Source organism: Ruegeria sp. AF2 (assembly GCF_056542025.1).
On sequence record NZ_JBQFZC010000001.1, the window covers coordinates 1,097,155 to 1,114,037 of the forward strand.

Genomic DNA, 16,883 nt, shown 5'->3' on the forward strand with positions numbered 1-16,883 from the left:
AAGAGGCAATTGAAAAACATGCAGGCATTACTCAGCGTCACACCAGGCGGCCCCGAGAGTTTGGAACTGACCACCCTGCCCGATCCAACCCCTGAGTCAGATGAAATTGTAATGCGTATCCGCGCCGCCGGGGTGAACTTCCCTGATACGCTGATGATCCGGGACCTCTATCAGATAAAACCACCCCGCCCCTTTGCGCCAGGTGGTGAAATCGCCGGAGAAGTTGTCTCGGTCGGAGAAGGCGTTGCAGACTTCGCGCCTGGTGATCGGGTTCTGGCGCTGACAGGGCACGGAGGGTTCGCCACGCATCTGAAGCTCAAACCAGCGACTGCCGTCAAGATACCCGACGTGATGCCGTTTGAAGATGCGGCTAGCTTTGTCTTCACCTACGGCACTTCATACCACGCCCTCAAGGACCGTGCGCTACTTAAGCCCGGCGAAAAAGTACTTGTTCTGGGGGCCGCCGGTGGCGTTGGGTCTGCGGCGATCGAGCTAGCCAAAGCGATGGGGGCACATGTGATCGCGGCGGTCTCGTCTGAAGACAAAGCATTGTTTTGCAGAGATTTTGGCGCAGACCAGACGCTGATCTATCCACGCGATCTGGACCGCGAAGCGCAAAAGGCCCTGTCCGCCGAGATAAAGGCACTGGCCCTGGGCGAAGGTTTGGATGTGGTCTGCGACGCGGTCGGCGGAGACTACGCTGAGCCCGCCTTGCGAAGTATGGCGTGGGGCGGGCGTTATCTGGTTGTTGGCTTTCCTGCCGGCATCCCCAGCATTCCGCTGAACCTGACTTTGCTCAAGGGCTGTCAGATCGTCGGGGTGTTCTGGGGTGCGTCCGTACTTCGCGACCCGAAGGGGCACGCACAAAACCTGGCCGAGTTGTTCCGCCTATATGGATCGGGAAAGATTTCACCCCGTATCAGTGCACGATTTCCGCTAACCCAAGCGGCAGAGGCAATTGGCATGCTCGAACGGCGCGAGGCTCTCGGTAAAGTTGTGGTCACGATGGAAGATAATTGAATAGAGGATGGGATTGAGCCGATCCAGCAACCTGCATGCGTCAATGAAGCTCTACCCATAAGAGCGAAGGTCGCTGGACGACCTTTAAATTCATGTTTATGAAAAAAGGAAGATGGGGACAGTTTGAATATGCACAATATCCTGGTTCTGAATGGTCCGAACCTGAATTTGCTTGGTACACGGCAACCCGAGGTCTACGGCGCAACGACGTTGCAGATGATCGAGGACCTGTGCGTTGCGCATGGTGAAACGCTGGGTCAAAACATAACCCATCTCCAATCCAATCACGAAGGCGCGCTGATTGATGCGATCCACGCGGCACGCGGCGTTCAGGATGGCATAGTACTGAATGCAGGCGCATTCACGCATACATCGATTGCGCTGATGGATGCGATATCTTCGGCCGAAGTACCCGTGGTCGAAGTTCATTTATCTAACATCCACGCGCGCGAGGCGTTTCGTCACAAATCGCATATCGCACCAGTCGCGATTGGACAGATCTGTGGTTTTGGCGCGCAAAGCTATGTTCTTGCACTGAACGCGATTGCCGCGCATCTGGCTGAGAGGGACACAGGATGACCCTCAAAGAGTATCTGAATTTTCTGAGCTACACGAAAACTCTGGAAGAGCTTTGGGATGCACATTGCCGCCAGATGGAAAAGTATGGCTTCGACCGGCTGTTGTATGGGTATACGCAATACCGAACGGCGACTTCGCTCGGCGATCCAGAAGACTTTGTAATCCTGACTAATCACTGCTCGGATTACTTGGAAGGGTTCCTTCAATCCGGCCTGTATTTTCACGCCCCCATGCTGAAATGGGCGCTGAACAACGAAGGCGCTGCAAGTTGGAGCATGATACAGGACATGATGTCCAGCGGGGTCATGTCGAACGAAGAGCTTCGGGTTTTCGAGTTCAATAAGTCGCGCGATATTACAGTAGGTTATACGGTCAGCTTCAACTCGGTGTCGATGCGTTCCAAAGGGGCGATTTCGCTTGCGGCACGTAATCACAGCCAGGAGGAGATGGACGAGGTCTGGAACGAGCACGGCGACGACATCCTTCTGATGAACAATGTTGCCCATCTCAAAATCCTGACCTTGCCATATCATGCCCCGAACCGCGCGCTGACCAAACGCCAGCGCGAAGCTTTGCAATGGGTCGGCGACGGAAAGACCACGCAAGACATCGCGCTATTGATGGGTTTGACTTCGGCAACGGTGGAAAAACATCTGAGACTCGCGCGCGAAGCGCTTTCGGTTGAAACAACGGCACAGGCCGTGTTGAAGGCCGCGTTGCAGAATCAGATGTTTGTGATGGAAGCATGACCCTATTTTGATGCTAATTAGCATCAAATTGACCTAGGGTAAGGAATACATGACTTTCCGAATCTCCCGATAAAATTGCAAATTGATATTGTTCCGTGAGTGGTGGCTTTAGCCAGGGAACGTTTTGATCGGATCTTTGTAATACCAAAGCTCTCTGATCGCTCTGACACCGAGGCGTCTATTCGTCCACGTCTCTTTGTCGGGATTATTGAGGGGCCCTTCCATCCCCATCATGCAGGGCCCCTCAATTCACCATCTTGCACAAACATTGGTTTCAGTCGTCAATCGACCTTCGGTACGAAAAAACCCGGCTGCACTATGCAACCGGGTTCGGTGTTTGTCGCAGCCTCAATCCGAGGCTGCAAGAAATCTCAGCCCTGAGCTGCCTTGGCAACTTCGGCTGCGAAGTCTTCTTTTTCGACCACGATGCCTTCGCCTACTTCCATGCGGACAAAACCGGTGATGGTGGCACCCGCTTCTTTGGCGGCCGCTTCAACGGTCAGGTCAGGATTCACAACGAAGTCCTGGTTCAGCAGGGTCGCTTCGGCGACGAATTTCTTCATGCGACCGACGATCATCTTTTCGATCACCTGCTCGGGCTTGCCGGATTCGCGGGCGATGTCCATCTGGACCTGCTTCTCTTTCTCGACAACTTCCGGATCCATGTCCGCCTCGGACAGGGCCGCCGGGTTCACCGCTGCAATGTGCATTGCAACCTGCTTGCCGAAGGCTTCATCGCCGCCGGACAGAGCAACCAGAACGCCGATTTTGCCCATGCCGGTTGTCGCCGCGTTGTGAACGTAGGACACGACGGTATCGCCCGACAGTTTCGACATACGGCGGACCGACATGTTTTCACCAATGGTGGCGATCTTGTCGGTCAGGGTATCTGCAACAGACTTGCCGCCCAGATCGGCAGCCAGCAGCGCGTCGACGTCATCAACACCTTCGGCTGCGTAGGTGATCTTGCCGACCATCTCTTGGAATTCGCTGTTTTTCGCAACGAAGTCGGTTTCCGAGTTCACTTCGACTGCAACACCGTTGCCGCCGTTGACGTGAACAGCAACCAGACCTTCCGCTGCAGTACGGCCCGATTTCTTGGCCGCCTTGGCCAGGCCTTTGGTGCGCAGCCAGTCAACGGCTTCGTCCATGTTGCCGCCGGTTTCGGTCAGCGCTTTTTTTGCGTCCATCATGCCTGCGCCGGTCGAGTCGCGCAGTTCTTTTACCATTGCTGCTGTGATTGCCATCTTTTGGCTCTCCTCAATTCAAACGGAATTGGGGCAGGTCTACCCTGCCCCATATGTCATTTATGTGACGGGCAGCTTACGCTTCGGCTTTGACTTCCGGCGCGGCTTCTTCAGCGGGTGCTTCTTCGGCTACGACTTCTTCAACCGGAGCTTCTTCGAATGCACCCAGGTCAACGCCAGCAGCACCCATCTGAGCGGTCATGCCGTCCAGAGCTGCACGTGCGGCCAGATCGCAATACAGAGCGATTGCGCGCGCTGCGTCGTCGTTGCCGGGGATGATGTAGTCAACACCATCGGGCGAGCAGTTGGTGTCGACAACAGCCACAACCGGGATACCCAGCTTGTTGGCTTCGGCGATAGCAAGTGCTTCTTTCTTGACGTCGATGACGAACAGCAGATCCGGAACGCCACCCATCTCGCGGATACCGCCCAGTGAAGCCTGCAGCTTGGCCTGGTCACGTTCCATGCCCAGACGCTCTTTCTTGGTCAGGCCTTCGGCACCCGACTCCATGGCTTCGTCGATCTGGTTCAGACGGTTGATCGACTGGGAAACGGTTTTCCAGTTGGTCAGCGTGCCGCCCAGCCAGCGGTGGTTCATGTAGTACTGAGCCGACTTTTCAGCGGCATCTGCGATCGGCTGAGCTGCCTGACGCTTGGTGCCTACGAACAGAACGCGGCCACCTTTTGCGACTGTGTCACGAACAGCCTGCAGAGCCTGATCCAGCATCGGAACGGTCTGAGTCAGGTCCATGATGTGGATGCCATTGCGCGAGCCGTAAATGAACGGGCCCATGCGGGGATTCCAACGCTGTGTCTGGTGACCAAAGTGAACGCCAGCTTCCAGCAGCTGACGCATGGTGAACTCGGGAAGAGCCATGCTTTACTTTCCTTTTCCGGTTTACGCCTCGGCGGGGGTGAAAGAAGCGGATGCTCCAACCGGCGGGCCAGATAAGGATGTCTCCCTCAAAAAGCCCAAACCCCGCCTGCGGGTTTGAATGGCGCGCGTATACGGCAGGTTTAGCATCAGTGCAAGGGCCAAATGCCCCTATTTTTCAAGCCGCGCCAGTGAATGCGCATGACGTACCGCGTCTTCGCAATGGGCTGCCAGAGCTTTGCGGTTTTCAAAGTCGCTAACCTTGGCTGGCGCGTGGTAGATCAATTCCACGGTGCCTTGTCGACGTGCCCCCAAAGTCTTAAGCAAATGCGGTCCGAAATCCATGTCGCCCCACCAGCCATAAAACCTATCGGGCTGACCTTGGGGAGCGTGAAAGATGACCGAAACCGGTTGAACATACATGAATTCCCGCAATTCTTCGGTGAAGAACGCGGCAAAGAGTGTTGTTTTAAAAGATAAAACTTGCTGTCCGTCAGTCGAGGTGCCTTCTGGAAAGAACAACAGCTTGTGCCCGGCTTTCAGACGTTCCTCGAAAATCCGGGTCTGCTCGCGGGCTTTCTTGCGATCACGTTCGATAAAGACCGTACCCGTCGCGCGTGCCAGCCAGCCGATGCCGGGCCATTTTGCAACTTCGGCTTTCGATACGAAATACACGCGCTTACGGGCATTCAGCGCAAAGATATCCAACCACGACGTATGGTTTGCAACCACAGCGCCGCGTTCCTGCATGAGCGCGCCAGAGGTGCGAAATCTGATCCCGAGAATTCGAAATGCATTGCGACAAACGAACTGAGAAATGAACGGTGTCACCGGCCGTTGAACGCCATAAAGCGGTCGTTCGATGAAACGTATGGCCAATAAGACGAACAGCCCCCCAAAAACCAGAAGGGCCAGCGGCAGACCGCGAAGTATCACCAGGACCCAACCTAAGAAACCAAGCTCAATTGGATCAGGAGCGTCTTCACTCTGCCACGATGGGTCGCTCACAGGGTTATGCTCCACCATAAATACGCCGCTGACGCTCATTCATGCGGGCTGTGTCAAGGATCAGACACACATCGGTTGTGTTGAAGGCATGATCGATAAATGCCCCCTCGCCCACGAATCCACCGAGGCGAAGGTAGGCCTTGATGAGAGACGGCACCTGAACCATCGCCGCGCGCCGATCCAGCGCGTCGGGTGCCAAAAGGTCCATTGATCGAAATACATCTTGCTGGGCCCGAACCCGCAAATCCAGCGGGGCAAGGTGGTTGTGATGCAGCATCGACAGCGGCTGCGCCAATTTGCTCACGTCGGTTCCGTGGAAACTCGCGACTCCGAACAAGACCTCAATATCACGCTCGGTGACGTATGCAGCCAGACCATTCCACAGATGATACATCGCCGTGCCGCCACGATAATCTGGATGCACGCACGAGCGTCCAAGCTCCAACAGCTTGCGCCCGCTTTGTTTCAGGACGGTGAGATCGTATTCATCCTCGGAGTAGAATTGCCCCAGTTCGGCCGCTCGCTCACCAGGAAGCAGTCGATAGACGCCGATCACCTCTCCAGATGAATCGTCGATGGCGAGCATATGATCGAAGTATGGATCGAACCGATCCTTCTCGAGCCTCGCCTCATGATCCACCATCTCGCCGCCACCGCCCAATTCCTGAACAAACACGTCGTAGCGCAGTCGTTGGGCCGCCCGCAGTTCAACCTCGGTATTGGCCAATTTGACAGTGAATGAGGGGCCTTCGTCGGGCATCAAGAAAATTCCATCGATCGCTGTTGCGCGCTGATAACGCGATTGCTCGGCCAAAGGCAACAAGCCCGCGTTTTGCCCGAGTTGTTAACCTTTCCTAAACCAGTTTCACGGATCAAAGACCGGCATCAGGGCTATGCGTGTCCCGTCGATCACCACTTTCCCCTGCTCGCGAAAGTTAACGGTGATCTTGCCTCCGATATTGGACTGCACCTGTCCAACGCCCCAATCGGGGAAATCGGGGTGGCGGACAAACATGCCCGGTGCAAGAATGGCATTCAGATCTGTCATATCGGGCCTCCGGGTCCAAGGCAGATGCAGCAGGAGGTACGCATGGGCGCGTCAGACGTCAACCTGGCCGAATTGATCGGCTCTCGGATCTGTCATGATCTGATCAGCCCCATTGGGGCAATTACCAACGGGCTTGAGCTGTTGGAGATGGTTGGCGCAGTCCAAGGCCCTGAAATGGAGCTGATTTCAGGCAGCGTTGGCAGTGCAGGCGCCCGCATCCGGTTTTTCCGCGTTGCCTTTGGATCAGCAAGCGATCAGCCATTGGGTCGCACCGAAGTGGTCGAGCTTCTTAAAGATGTGGAAAAGGCCGGGCGTCTGAGGATCAGTTGGAACCTGACCGAACCTGTCCCGCGCAATCAGGTTAAACTCGCGTTTCTGGCTGTGATGTGCTGTGAAAGTGCGATGCCCTTCGGCGGCGAAGTGGAAATCGAAACTCAGGGCGACGCATGGACGGTGACTGGCGTTGCTGACAAGCTGAACCTCAATACGGGACTGTGGAAAGGGATTGGCTCGGGGCGATTTACCGAAAAAGTAAGCCCGGCGCAGGTTCAATTTGCCCTGCTGCCGGATACAGCCTCGACGATGGGTCGCAGAATCACGGTAGAAACGACCGCAACCCAGGTGACACTGCGGTTTTAGTGCCGCGTGGTCCCGTTTCCGCGTACCAGATACTTAAAACTGGTCAACTGAGCGGCACCGACAGGACCGCGCGCGTGCATCTTGCCGGTGGCGATACCAATCTCAGCACCCATGCCAAACTCACCGCCATCCGCGAATTGGGTCGAGGCGTTATGCATCAGGATTGCGCTGTCAAGCCGTTCGAAAAAGTGCTCGGCGGCCACGGAATCCTCGGTAATGATACAATCGGTGTGGCTTGAGCCAAACTGCCGGATATGCGCAATCGCGGCGTCGATATCTGCGACGGGCCGTGCAGCGATGATACTATCTAGGTACTCTTTGCCCCAGTCATCATCCGACGCAGGAATGGTGTTCTCATTGGCCAAAACGCCTTCGGCATGCACTTCAACACCCGCAGCTTGAAGAGCAGCGATTAGATCACGGCCCAGTGTTTCTGCAACGTCTTGATGGATCAGCAAGCATTCTGCCGCGCCACAGATACCGGTGCGCCGAGTTTTGGCATTCAACACAACATCCAGCGTCTTCTGGGGATCGGCGGCTTTATCAACATAAATATGAACGATGCCTTCGAGATGCGCAAAGACGGGCACGCGCGCCTCGCGTTGCACAAGACCCACCAATCCTTTGCCACCTCGAGGAACGATGACGTCGACATAATCAGTCATGGTCAAAAGCTCTTGCACCGCAGCCCGGTCGCGTGTCGGCACCAGTTGAATGGCGTCTTCGGGCAAGCTAGCAGCTGCTAGCCCCTCAACCAGACAGGCGTGGATCGCGGTTGACGAATGAAAGCTCTCAGACCCGCCTCGCAAGATCACGGCGTTCCCGGATTTCAGGCACAATGCACCCGCATCCGCCGTCACGTTGGGACGGCTTTCGTAGATCACGCCGATCACACCCAATGGCGTGCGCACACGCTGAATGTTGAGGCCCGAGGCCATGTCCCATTCGGCCAACACCTCACCCACAGGATCGGTCTGATCGGCGACGGTGCGCAGTCCGTCAACCATGCCCTGAACGCGTGCTTCATCCAGCATCAGGCGGTCCATCATCGCGGGGCTCAAACCCTTTTCTCGCCCGAACTCCAAATCCTTCTTGTTCGCTTCGATAATGTCGGCACGTTTGTGCCAAACGGCGTCTGCGGCTGTGATCAGCGCAGCGTGCTTGCGTTCTGCGGTGGCAAAAGCAAGCTCTTGCGAGGCTGCTTTGACGCGCGCACCAAGGTCGGCCATCATTGCGGGAATGTTGTCGAAATCCTTCATCTCAAGCGCCTTTCGGTCTCAGTTTATCAAATCACGCCCTTACAGCGCCAGATCGTCCCGGTGGATCAGGGCCGCGCGGCCTGGATAGCCTAGCGTCGCCTCGATTTCAGACGATTTACGTCCTTTGATCGCATCCGCCTCTTGCGCGGTATAGCGACTTAGCCCCTGTGCCAGCCTCCGCGCCTGCGCATCCAGAACAGCGACGGGATCGCCGCGACCGAAATCACCCGTGACCTCGACAATGCCAGCGGGCAACAGGCTTTTGCCATTGGAAAGCGCCCTTGCCGCGCCGTCATCGATCACGATCTCTCCGCGCGGTTTCATCGCCGAAATCCAGCGTTTCCGGGCTGCATGCGGATCGAGCGTGGCCGTGAACCAAGTGCAGCTCGCTCCATTTTCAAGCGTTTTCAGCGGGTTCAGGGGTGATCCTTCAGTTATCGCCATATCGCAGCCAGCTGCGGTTGCCATCTTGGCAGCCAACAGCTTGGTCTTCATGCCGCCCTTTGACAGCCCCGATCCCGCGTCACCTGCCATGGCCTCGATCTCGGGCGTGATCTGTTTGATCACGTCATATCGGGTGGCTGTCGTGTCCTCGTTGGGATTGCCCGAATAGAACCCGTCGACATCTGAAAGCAGGATCAACTGATCCGCGCCGATGGTCACGGCGATTTGCGCTGCCAGCCGGTCATTGTCGCCATACCGGATCTCATCCGTGGCGACTGTATCGTTTTCGTTGACAATCGGAACAACACCCAGGCTCAGCAGCGTTTCCAGCGTTGCACGGGAATTCAGATAACGCCGCCGATCCGCGCTGTCTTCCAACGTGACCAGCACCTGAGCGGTTTTGATCTCATGCGGCGTCAACGCTTCTTCATACGCACGGGCAAGCCGGATTTGTCCAACCGCCGCAGCGGCCTGTGACTGTTCCAGCGGCAGATTCTGCATCGGCAGGCCAAGTACACCTCGACCCAACGCGATTGACCCGGACGAGACCAGAACAACATCTGTCCCCTGCCCTTTCAGCCAAGCCACGTCCTGCGCCAGCGATTTCAGCCAATCCGACCTGAGCAATCCCGTATCCCGGTCGACCAACAAGGCCGATCCGATCTTGACCACCAGGCGGCGGGCATGGGTCAGGGTTGCCAAGGCGTGGCCTCCTCGGCGGGTTTCTGGCGCAGGCGGTTTTCATCGATCTGAGCCCGCAAGGACCGCAGCACCTCGGTCACGCCCAAATGCGCAACGCCTGACATGGTCATGACCGGGCCGCGAACGGCTTCTTCCAGTTCGGCCTTGATCAGTTCGCGTTCCTCATCGTCCAGAGCGTCGATCTTGTTCAATACGGTGATACGCGGCTTATCCGCCAGCTCTCCGCCATAGGCCTCAAGCTCGGTGATGATTGTGCGATAGTCTTCGACCACAGTTTCCGAGGTGCCGTCGACCAGATGCAACAGTACCGCGCAGCGTTCTACGTGGCCAAGAAACCGGTCACCGATTCCACGCCCCTCATGCGCGCCTTCGATCAGACCTGGAATGTCGGCAACGACGAACTCCACGTTATCGACACCGACAACGCCCAGATTGGGGTGCAGCGTAGTAAAGGGATAGTCGGCGATTTTGGGCCGTGCATTGGATGTGGCAGCTAAGAAAGTTGATTTCCCGGCGTTGGGCATGCCCAAAAGACCCACATCCGCAATCAGCTTCAGCCGCAGCCAGATGGTGCGGTCGATCCCCGCCTGCCCCGGATTGGCGCGGCGCGGGGCCTGATTGGTCGCGGATTTGAAATGCAGGTTGCCAAAGCCGCCGTTGCCGCCTTTTGCCAGCAAAAATCTCTGACCAACCTCGGTCAGGTCACAAATCACGGTCTCTTCATCTTCGTCCAGAATTTCGGTTCCGACGGGAACGCGCAGGATGATGTCGTCACCATCCTTACCCGTGCGCTGCTGACCGCGACCGGGTTGGCCGTTCTTGGCGAAGAAATGCTGTTGATAGCGAAAGTCGATCAGGGTGTTCAGCCCGTCCACAACCTCGGCCCAAACAGACCCACCCTTACCGCCGTCCCCACCATCGGGTCCGCCGTATTCGATGTACTTTTCACGTCTAAAGCTGACGCAGCCGCCACCTCCGGCCCCGGACCGGATGTAGACCTTTGCAAGATCGAGAAATTTCATAGCTGTCCCCTACTGCAAAGGCCCCATCGGCCACAAGTCAGAGTTTCTTTGTATAGGTCCAGGTGGGCACATTCGCATCGCGCGCCACCGAATAGGTTTCCGCATCGCCAAGATACTGGAACCCGCAATGGGTCAGAACCCGGGCCGAGGCCGGGTTGTCCTGGAACACGCTGGCGAACATGGTCGCGTTTTCCAGCGGATTGGCGTTGACCAGCGTTTCAACGGCCAGCGATGCAATGCCGGTGTTCCAATACACCGGGGCGACCCAATAGCCGACCTCGGACTGGTTGCGATCCAGCCGGGTCAATGAAATCAGTCCGATCAGCTCCGGGCCACCATCCTTTGTGGCATCCATTGCCCAGACATCCTCGTCCCGGTCTTCGGCCATCGCGCGCATCACAAACGCTTCAATCGAGCCGGGCGGCAATGGATGCGGGATCGATGTCGTCATGCGCGCCACACGCTCATCGCCTGCATAGTGCTCAATGAGACCCAAATCCGACCGACGCAGAGGGCGAAGGTCGAACCGCTCGGTTTCAATGACCGGCTGATTTATTATTGCCTCAATTTTCATGAGTGCGTTCCTCCTCCGAACAACACAAAAAGTACGGACGCAACAGTCAAACTGGCTAACGTCCACATCAGATATTTTTCCGCAGGCCGACCTTCAACCGCATGGGCGATCCGATCTCCTGCAAATGTCCAGATCGGGTGCAATACGATCTGGCAGATTAACAAACAGAGAGCGATCGTGAGGGTTGCCTCAAAACTGGGTGTTCCTGTTGCCACAAACCCGGTGAAGCCTGCGATAATCATTGCCCAAGCCTTAGGGTTAAGAGGATGCACTATTAACCCCGCCAGAAAACCGGGCACTTGCTTATCCGATTGACCTCGGGAAAGCCGCAGATTGGCAATTTTCCACGCGAGCCAGCAAATATATGCAGCAGAAGCATATTTGAGTGTCTCGAACACCAACGGCGCCTGATCGGCCACTTGCATCAGGCCAAAACCAACCGGCCAGATGATCAGCTGTTTACCCAGAATGACCCCGCCCACAAAGGGCAGTGCCGACCGAAAGCCAAAACGCGCACCTGTTCCCAGCAGGACCATATTGGCCGGTCCCGGCGTGCCAACCTGCGAAGCGGCAAAAATCAGGAAACTGGTGGTTGCGACTGTCATCGGTTCTGGTGATCACGACTACGTTAAAACGAAAAAGGGACCGGCACTTTGTGCCGGTCCCCCATGAATTTTTCTTAAACCTTCTGGGTTTCGGCTTACTCTGCGGCCTCCGCCACTGGCAGGACCGAAATAAAGGTGCGGTTTTTAAGTCCCTTATGGAACTTCACGGCGCCATCGACAGTTGCAAAGATGGTATGGTCTTTGCCCATGCCTACGCCTTCGCCCGGCCAGAACTTGGTGCCGCGCTGACGCACGATGATGTTGCCTGCGATGGCGGCCTGGCCACCATAGAGTTTCACGCCAAGGCGACGACCTGCTGAGTCGCGACCGTTACGGGAGGAACCGCCAGCTTTTTTATGTGCCATTCTCTCTCTCCTTAGCCTTTGGCCAGTTCTTTGGCCTGCTCAACCCATTCGGGTTTCACTTTGACGGTGTCGATAGCAGCAATCTGCTCGTCCGACAAGGCGGCCAGAGCGGCAAAGCTCTCGATACCGGCCTCAACCAGCTTTTTGGCAGCGGCAGGGCCGACACCGTTCAGCTTGGTCAGATCATCGGCGGCAGCAGCAGCGGCAGGTGCCTCTGCTTTGGCTTCCGCTTTCTTGGCGGCAGGCTTTTTCGCTGCGGGAGCGGCTTCGCCAGCCGGAGCCGAACCGGTTGCGGCTTTAATGCCCGACTTGTCAGCGCCCGACGACAGGATGTCGGTGATTTTGACCAGAGTCAGCTTCTGACGGTGGCCAACAGTACGCTTCGAGCTGTGCTTACGACGGCGCTTGACGAATTTGATGACCTTGTCACCTTTGATCTGTTCGATCACTTCGGCCTGTACGCCTGCGCCTTCAACGAAAGGTGCACCAACAACCGGAGCGTCACCGCCCAGCATCAAAACATCGTTGAATTGAACTTTTTCACCTGCGTCGGCAGCCAGTTTTTCAACGCGGAGGATATCGCCCGCCTGAACCTTGTACTGCTTGCCGCCAGTCTTGAGGACCGCAAACATGCGTCTTTCCTTTGTCTAACCGCGTTCTGTGGTCCCCGATTGGGTGTTACTGGCTTTCGCCACCTCGAACAGCGCGCCCTTTTCGGGCTGTGTGAATGACCTTTGGCACATGCCATCAGGTCAAAGAATAACGATACCCGGCGCGGAAAGCCGGCCGGGATGCGCGCTTATCGAAGCATTCATGAAGAAAGTCAACCAAAAATCCGCAGCTTTGAGATCCGAAAATCTGCGGCTCAGAGATCCGACGCTTTCATGGCTTGCGCGACGGATTGCCCAAGCTGGTAAGAGATGCCGTTTAGCATCTCATCAAAACCTATGAACAAGGCGGAATTCAAGGCCCGACCCGCATCGGTGCGGGAAAAGGCGATGTTCTCTCGCATCTGAGACTCGTTCAACGGCTGATAGGCCAATAAAAGGAACGAGTACATCCATTCAGTTGTCTCCGCCCTGGTGTTCTCATGCTGAGATAGCAGTTCCTGCAACACGGATGCATCGTCGAACAGGGCACTTTGCCCGGAGGCAAGTCCTTGGTAAAAACTATAATCGGCGCTGATGGTGCCTTGCACATTTTTCTCGATCAGGTCGTTGACCTGCACATATTCATCTACAAGACGAAAAAACATGCCCTCGCGATCAGCCTGTTCGTAAGCGCTGCGTGCCATCTCTTCGATCGCGTCATCTGCAATGGCCCGGCGCGCCGAGTTTTCCAGAGAAACGATGCTTTGCCCCAGTTCGCTTTCAAAAAAGATCGAAGCTTGTTCTAGCTGCACATCGGACATCATCTCGCCAACCGACAGCGAAAGTTGATGGTGCATCGTGCTCGGATCGTACAAATCCTCAACTTGCGCCAAAAAATAGGCTCCTCCTGAGCTGCCCAGCATCGACTCGTTGATTGCATGCCCTTGCGCCACACCTTCTTCACTAAGAATTTTCATAAAATCCAAAATATGCATCGCATGCATCAGTCTTTCAGCACGCTCGCTTGCGGCCAGAGGCAGCGCCCAGATCGTCAAACAGAGTGCCGTAGCTAAAACTCGCATCAGATATCCTGCGCCGGGCGCAATTCGGCCATGCGGGCGGCCAATACTTCGAACCGCATCGCCATGATTTCATATTGGATCGCATTCAACAGCTCATAGACCTCCTGCATCAGAGGCTGTTCCAGAGCGTCAACATAGGCGTCGACATCCTCATCCGAGAAATCCTGGTAGGTGTAAGCCGCCCCTGCCAAAGCTGACAGTTGCAGAGATCGACGCAACTCACCTTCATTGCGTTGGATCATCGCGCGCAGTTCATCTCCGCTCAGTTGCATGTCGATAATGCCAGACGCACTTGCCGCCAGCAAAAACCGCACCTGGATCTCTTGCAGCGCGCGCAGCGAGGTTCCGCTGGCGTCCACCGCACGGTTCATGCGTTTCAGGCTTTCAACACGAGATGAGCCTTCTTTTATCAACTTCGAGACGATTTCTTGCCCGGCCAGTTGTTTGGCATCATCATCGTCATCCATATGAGCGGCGTTTTCAGCAACGACCAGTCTTTGCCCCAACTCCGAGGCGTAAAACGAGACCGCGTGGACCAGCGCCTCTTCGCTAAGCGTCTGTTCAAGGATTGAGACGGCCGTTTCGTGCATCAAAGCGGTATCAAACACCTCTTCGGTCAGACGCGCCCAATCCGATCCGAAACCGTCAGGGTCGATACCCAGCATCTGCGGGGCCGAAGCAGAGGCCTGCGCTATGCTTTCCAAGGCAACGTCAAACCCTGTCGTGGTCAGAAACGCCTCAATCTGATCCTGACTGGCGGCCTGAGATGGCGGGGCCATGACACCTAGCGAGAAAATTGGAAGGATGAGGCTGATTGTGAACTGGCGTATAAAGTAAGTCATACATATCAGCCTAGGTGTTTTCTTACCTCTGGCAATGGAAAATCCCACTATCGTCAAAATCCGGTATTTTCTGCTTGCACCCCTGCCCGTTCACCACTAAATCCCCCCCTCACAGACCCCCGCGGAGAGGTGCCGGAGTGGTCGAACGGGGCGGTCTCGAAAACCGTTGTGGGTGCAAGCCCACCCAGGGTTCGAATCCCTGTCTCTCCGCCATAAATCAATTCATCCTTCAAGGCTGTTTCTTTGCTTGTGTTGCGATTCCTGCAATGGATGGCATGATGTTGCCACTGCCTGCAGTGTCAATCAGCGCAGTGTGGCTCAAACCCGCAATATGCTGCAAACTCACGTGTTTTCCCCTTTGCTTTAACGTACCTTAACCCCATCTGAGCGACACATCATTTGAAGGAGACATCCAATGTCGCGTCTTTTACTTATCGTAGCCATCGCCGTTATCGGCGGAGGCGCTTACTATTTCGCCACAAAACCTGAACCAACCCCTGCCGAGCAGTTGCAATCGGCGGCTGAAGATGCCTCAGAGGCGGTTGGTGAAGCAGCCTCGGCAATACAAGAGGGCGCTGCTAATGCCGTTGAGGCGGCGACTGAACAAGCATCCGAGGCTGCGTCCTCGATTGCGGATCAGGCCTCGGAAGCTGCATCTTCGGTATCGGAACAGGCCAGCGACGCTGCTACATCTTTGACCGAGCAGGCCAATGATGCAGCCTCAGCAGCTGGCGATCAGGTCGCAGCGCTTGCCGGTCAGGGACAGGAACTGTTCAACTCGTGGGTTCAGGACGGCATGCTGACCGCGCAGAATTTCGACTATGACGCAATCGTCACGTCAGTTCAGGAAAGCGCCTTGTCTCAGGACATCAAAACACAGGTTATGAAGATCCTCGACGAGATCAAAGCGTCGCCTGAGCTGGTTGTCGCGAAGATACAGGATCTGCGCAATCTGATGACGCAGCAGTGATCAATTCTAGAACCAGCCCCAAGAGGGCTGGTTCACCCGGTCGGGATGCGACTTAATTTGCGTCACTTTACGGCATTACCCAATTGACATAGCTCACCGTGTTTGATTGCTTTCTTGAGATTGTTTTGAAAAAATAAAACCTTTTGTCAGTGTGTTACATTGTGACGATGAAGGCCTCGTGCTGAACTCGCATCAAAGAAGGATCGAACGATGACCACCCTGCCCGACACCATGTTTGCCGTTGTTCAGACGCAGGACGGATATTCCGGCACAGCCACGGGACCGACGCTGGAGAATGCCTCGGACTGGTTAGCGGAGGCCGAGCTGCCTTTGCCTGTGCCCAAGGCGGGACAGGTTTTGATCAAACTGCGCACAGCCTCGGTGAACCCGTCAGATATTCATTTCATCAAAGGGGAATATGGTCAGCCGCGGGTCAAAGGCGCCGCAGCAGGGTTCGAGGGGTGCGGAGATGTTGTTGCCACCGGTACCGGGGCTGACGCACTGCTGGATCAGCGCGTGGCCTTTGTGGCAGCAGGCTCTGGTGCTTGGGCCGAATATGTTGTGACGCAGGCCCAGATGTGTATCCCCTTGCGCCCCGAAATCTCGGATGAAGACGGGGCGGCGCAGATCGTAAACCCGCTAACCGCAATGGCGATGGTGGATATCGCACGGGCTGAGGGCGAGGCTTTTGTAGTCTCTGCCGCCACCAGCCAGCTTGGTAAGTTGATGTGCAGCCTTGGACGGGATCTTGGGTTGAAACCGATCGCTCTGGTGCGGCGCGCCGAAACGGTCGAGATGTTAAAAGGCCTGGGTGCGGCAGAGGTGGTCGTGACCAGCGATACGGATGCGCCGACGCGGTTTGCCACGATCAGTGCAGATCTGAAACCTCGTGTTTTTCTCGACGCGGTTGCCGACCAACTGTCAGAGCAGGTGTTCTGCGCGATGCCCAATGGCGCGCGGTGGGTTTGCTATGGGAAACTCAGTACGGAAATGCCGAAGTTGACTCAGATGGGCCAGTTGATCTTCATGAGCAAACGGATCGAGGGCTTCTGGCTGACCCGCTGGATGATGGACACACCCCCGGCTGATCAAATGCGAGTTGTCAGCGAAGTGCAGGCGCGATTTGCAGATGGGCGCTGGCGCACAGATGTTTCCGCACGGCTTTCGCTACGAGAAGTGCTGCCAAATCTGGCGGATGCTCTGAAAAAGAGTGACGGGAAGGTGATAATCACTCCATAGTAGAACAAAGCGCCGGACTTAACCG

At 56.1% G+C, this 16,883-nt stretch carries 20 protein-coding genes and 1 tRNA gene; 7 read left to right on the forward strand and 14 right to left on the reverse strand.

The annotated features are described in order from the left end of the window. The first annotated feature begins 18 nt into the window (after positions 1-18). From ACR0NM_RS05390 to ACR0NM_RS05400, 3 genes are all read left to right on the forward strand, one after another. Complete coding sequence (locus ACR0NM_RS05390) at positions 19-1,020, forward strand: NADPH:quinone oxidoreductase family protein (protein ID WP_480613546.1); 1,002 nt, start codon at positions 19-21, stop codon at positions 1,018-1,020. A 129-nt stretch (positions 1,021-1,149) separates the two neighbouring features. Then, on the forward strand, positions 1,150-1,599 hold the full coding sequence (gene aroQ, locus ACR0NM_RS05395; protein ID WP_170509909.1) for a type II 3-dehydroquinate dehydratase: 450 nt from the start codon (positions 1,150-1,152) through the stop codon (positions 1,597-1,599). Continuing rightward, positions 1,596-2,348, forward strand: coding sequence for an autoinducer binding domain-containing protein (locus ACR0NM_RS05400; protein WP_170393076.1), 753 nt, complete (start codon positions 1,596-1,598; stop codon positions 2,346-2,348). The genes aroQ and ACR0NM_RS05400 overlap by 4 nt, the downstream gene beginning before the upstream one ends. A 371-nt stretch (positions 2,349-2,719) precedes the next feature. Here the strand turns inward: ACR0NM_RS05400 and tsf are convergent, their stop codons facing one another. From tsf to ACR0NM_RS05425, 5 genes are all read right to left on the reverse strand, one after another. Then, positions 2,720-3,595, reverse strand: a complete 876-nt coding sequence (gene tsf / locus ACR0NM_RS05405) for a translation elongation factor Ts (protein WP_170393077.1) — start codon at positions 3,593-3,595, stop codon at positions 2,720-2,722. Positions 3,596-3,671: 76 nt separating this feature from the next. Next, the gene (gene rpsB / locus ACR0NM_RS05410; RefSeq protein WP_170405761.1) at positions 3,672-4,472 is read right to left on the reverse strand and encodes a 30S ribosomal protein S2; all 801 of its coding nucleotides are present in this window, start codon (positions 4,470-4,472) and stop codon (positions 3,672-3,674) included. Between the two features lie 168 nt (positions 4,473-4,640). Next, positions 4,641-5,495: a lyso-ornithine lipid O-acyltransferase gene (gene olsA / locus ACR0NM_RS05415; RefSeq protein WP_480613928.1), complete on the reverse strand. Its 855-nt coding sequence runs from the start codon at positions 5,493-5,495 to the stop codon at positions 4,641-4,643. Further along, positions 5,482-6,237 (reverse strand): L-ornithine N(alpha)-acyltransferase, encoded by a 756-nt coding sequence (gene olsB, locus ACR0NM_RS05420; RefSeq protein ID WP_480613548.1) that lies wholly within the window; start codon positions 6,235-6,237, stop codon positions 5,482-5,484. Before olsB ends, olsA begins: the two co-directional genes overlap by 14 nt. 105 nt (positions 6,238-6,342) lie before the next feature. Next, on the reverse strand, positions 6,343-6,525 hold the full coding sequence (locus ACR0NM_RS05425; protein WP_170393080.1) for a DUF3553 domain-containing protein: 183 nt from the start codon (positions 6,523-6,525) through the stop codon (positions 6,343-6,345). A 42-nt stretch (positions 6,526-6,567) separates the two neighbouring features. Here ACR0NM_RS05425 and ACR0NM_RS05430 point away from each other — a divergent pair, with 42 nt between their 5' ends. After that, positions 6,568-7,164, forward strand: a complete 597-nt coding sequence (locus tag ACR0NM_RS05430; RefSeq protein WP_480613550.1) for a histidine phosphotransferase family protein — start codon at positions 6,568-6,570, stop codon at positions 7,162-7,164. Here the strand turns inward: ACR0NM_RS05430 and ACR0NM_RS05435 are convergent. The 9 genes from ACR0NM_RS05435 to ACR0NM_RS05475 all read right to left on the reverse strand — a co-directional run bounded on the left by ACR0NM_RS05435 (position 7,161) and on the right by ACR0NM_RS05475 (position 14,649). After that, complete coding sequence (locus tag ACR0NM_RS05435; RefSeq protein ID WP_480613552.1) at positions 7,161-8,423, reverse strand: glutamate-5-semialdehyde dehydrogenase; 1,263 nt, start codon at positions 8,421-8,423, stop codon at positions 7,161-7,163. The genes ACR0NM_RS05430 and ACR0NM_RS05435 overlap by 4 nt on opposite strands. Positions 8,424-8,462: 39 nt before the next feature. Beyond that, positions 8,463-9,569, reverse strand: a complete 1,107-nt coding sequence (gene proB / locus ACR0NM_RS05440; protein ID WP_170393083.1) for a glutamate 5-kinase — start codon at positions 9,567-9,569, stop codon at positions 8,463-8,465. Beyond that, complete coding sequence (gene obgE / locus ACR0NM_RS05445) at positions 9,557-10,591, reverse strand: GTPase ObgE (RefSeq protein WP_170393084.1); 1,035 nt, start codon at positions 10,589-10,591, stop codon at positions 9,557-9,559. Before obgE ends, proB begins: the two co-directional genes overlap by 13 nt. Positions 10,592-10,628: 37 nt before the next feature. Further along, the gene (locus ACR0NM_RS05450; RefSeq protein ID WP_170393085.1) at positions 10,629-11,165 is read right to left on the reverse strand and encodes a GNAT family N-acetyltransferase; all 537 of its coding nucleotides are present in this window, start codon (positions 11,163-11,165) and stop codon (positions 10,629-10,631) included. Continuing rightward, positions 11,162-11,770, reverse strand: a complete 609-nt coding sequence (locus tag ACR0NM_RS05455; protein WP_170509934.1) for a LysE family translocator — start codon at positions 11,768-11,770, stop codon at positions 11,162-11,164. Before ACR0NM_RS05455 ends, ACR0NM_RS05450 begins: the two co-directional genes overlap by 4 nt. Before the next feature lie 95 nt (positions 11,771-11,865). Further along, a complete protein-coding gene (gene rpmA / locus ACR0NM_RS05460) occupies positions 11,866-12,135 on the reverse strand; it encodes a 50S ribosomal protein L27 (protein ID WP_010440093.1) in 270 nt (89 codons plus the stop codon). Between the two features lie 11 nt (positions 12,136-12,146). Continuing rightward, a complete protein-coding gene (locus ACR0NM_RS05465; protein ID WP_170683875.1) occupies positions 12,147-12,767 on the reverse strand; it encodes a 50S ribosomal protein L21 in 621 nt (206 codons plus the stop codon). A 233-nt stretch (positions 12,768-13,000) separates the two neighbouring features. Continuing rightward, complete coding sequence (locus ACR0NM_RS05470; RefSeq protein WP_480613554.1) at positions 13,001-13,807, reverse strand: DUF2059 domain-containing protein; 807 nt, start codon at positions 13,805-13,807, stop codon at positions 13,001-13,003. Then, entirely contained in the window at positions 13,807-14,649 is an 843-nt protein-coding gene (locus ACR0NM_RS05475) for a DUF2059 domain-containing protein (RefSeq protein ID WP_480561510.1), read from the reverse strand. Before ACR0NM_RS05475 ends, ACR0NM_RS05470 begins: the two co-directional genes overlap by 1 nt. A 123-nt stretch (positions 14,650-14,772) precedes the next feature. Between ACR0NM_RS05475 and ACR0NM_RS05480 the strand changes: the two genes are divergently transcribed. The 3 genes from ACR0NM_RS05480 (at position 14,773) to ACR0NM_RS05490 (ending at position 16,858) form a co-directional block, all read left to right on the forward strand. After that, positions 14,773-14,862: transfer RNA gene (locus tag ACR0NM_RS05480), tRNA-Ser, on the forward strand. A 202-nt stretch (positions 14,863-15,064) separates the two neighbouring features. Further along, on the forward strand, positions 15,065-15,619 hold the full coding sequence (locus ACR0NM_RS05485; RefSeq protein WP_170421572.1) for a hypothetical protein: 555 nt from the start codon (positions 15,065-15,067) through the stop codon (positions 15,617-15,619). Between the two features lie 210 nt (positions 15,620-15,829). Then, a complete protein-coding gene (locus ACR0NM_RS05490) occupies positions 15,830-16,858 on the forward strand; it encodes an alcohol dehydrogenase catalytic domain-containing protein (protein ID WP_223118057.1) in 1,029 nt (342 codons plus the stop codon). Positions 16,859-16,883 lie beyond the last annotated feature (25 nt).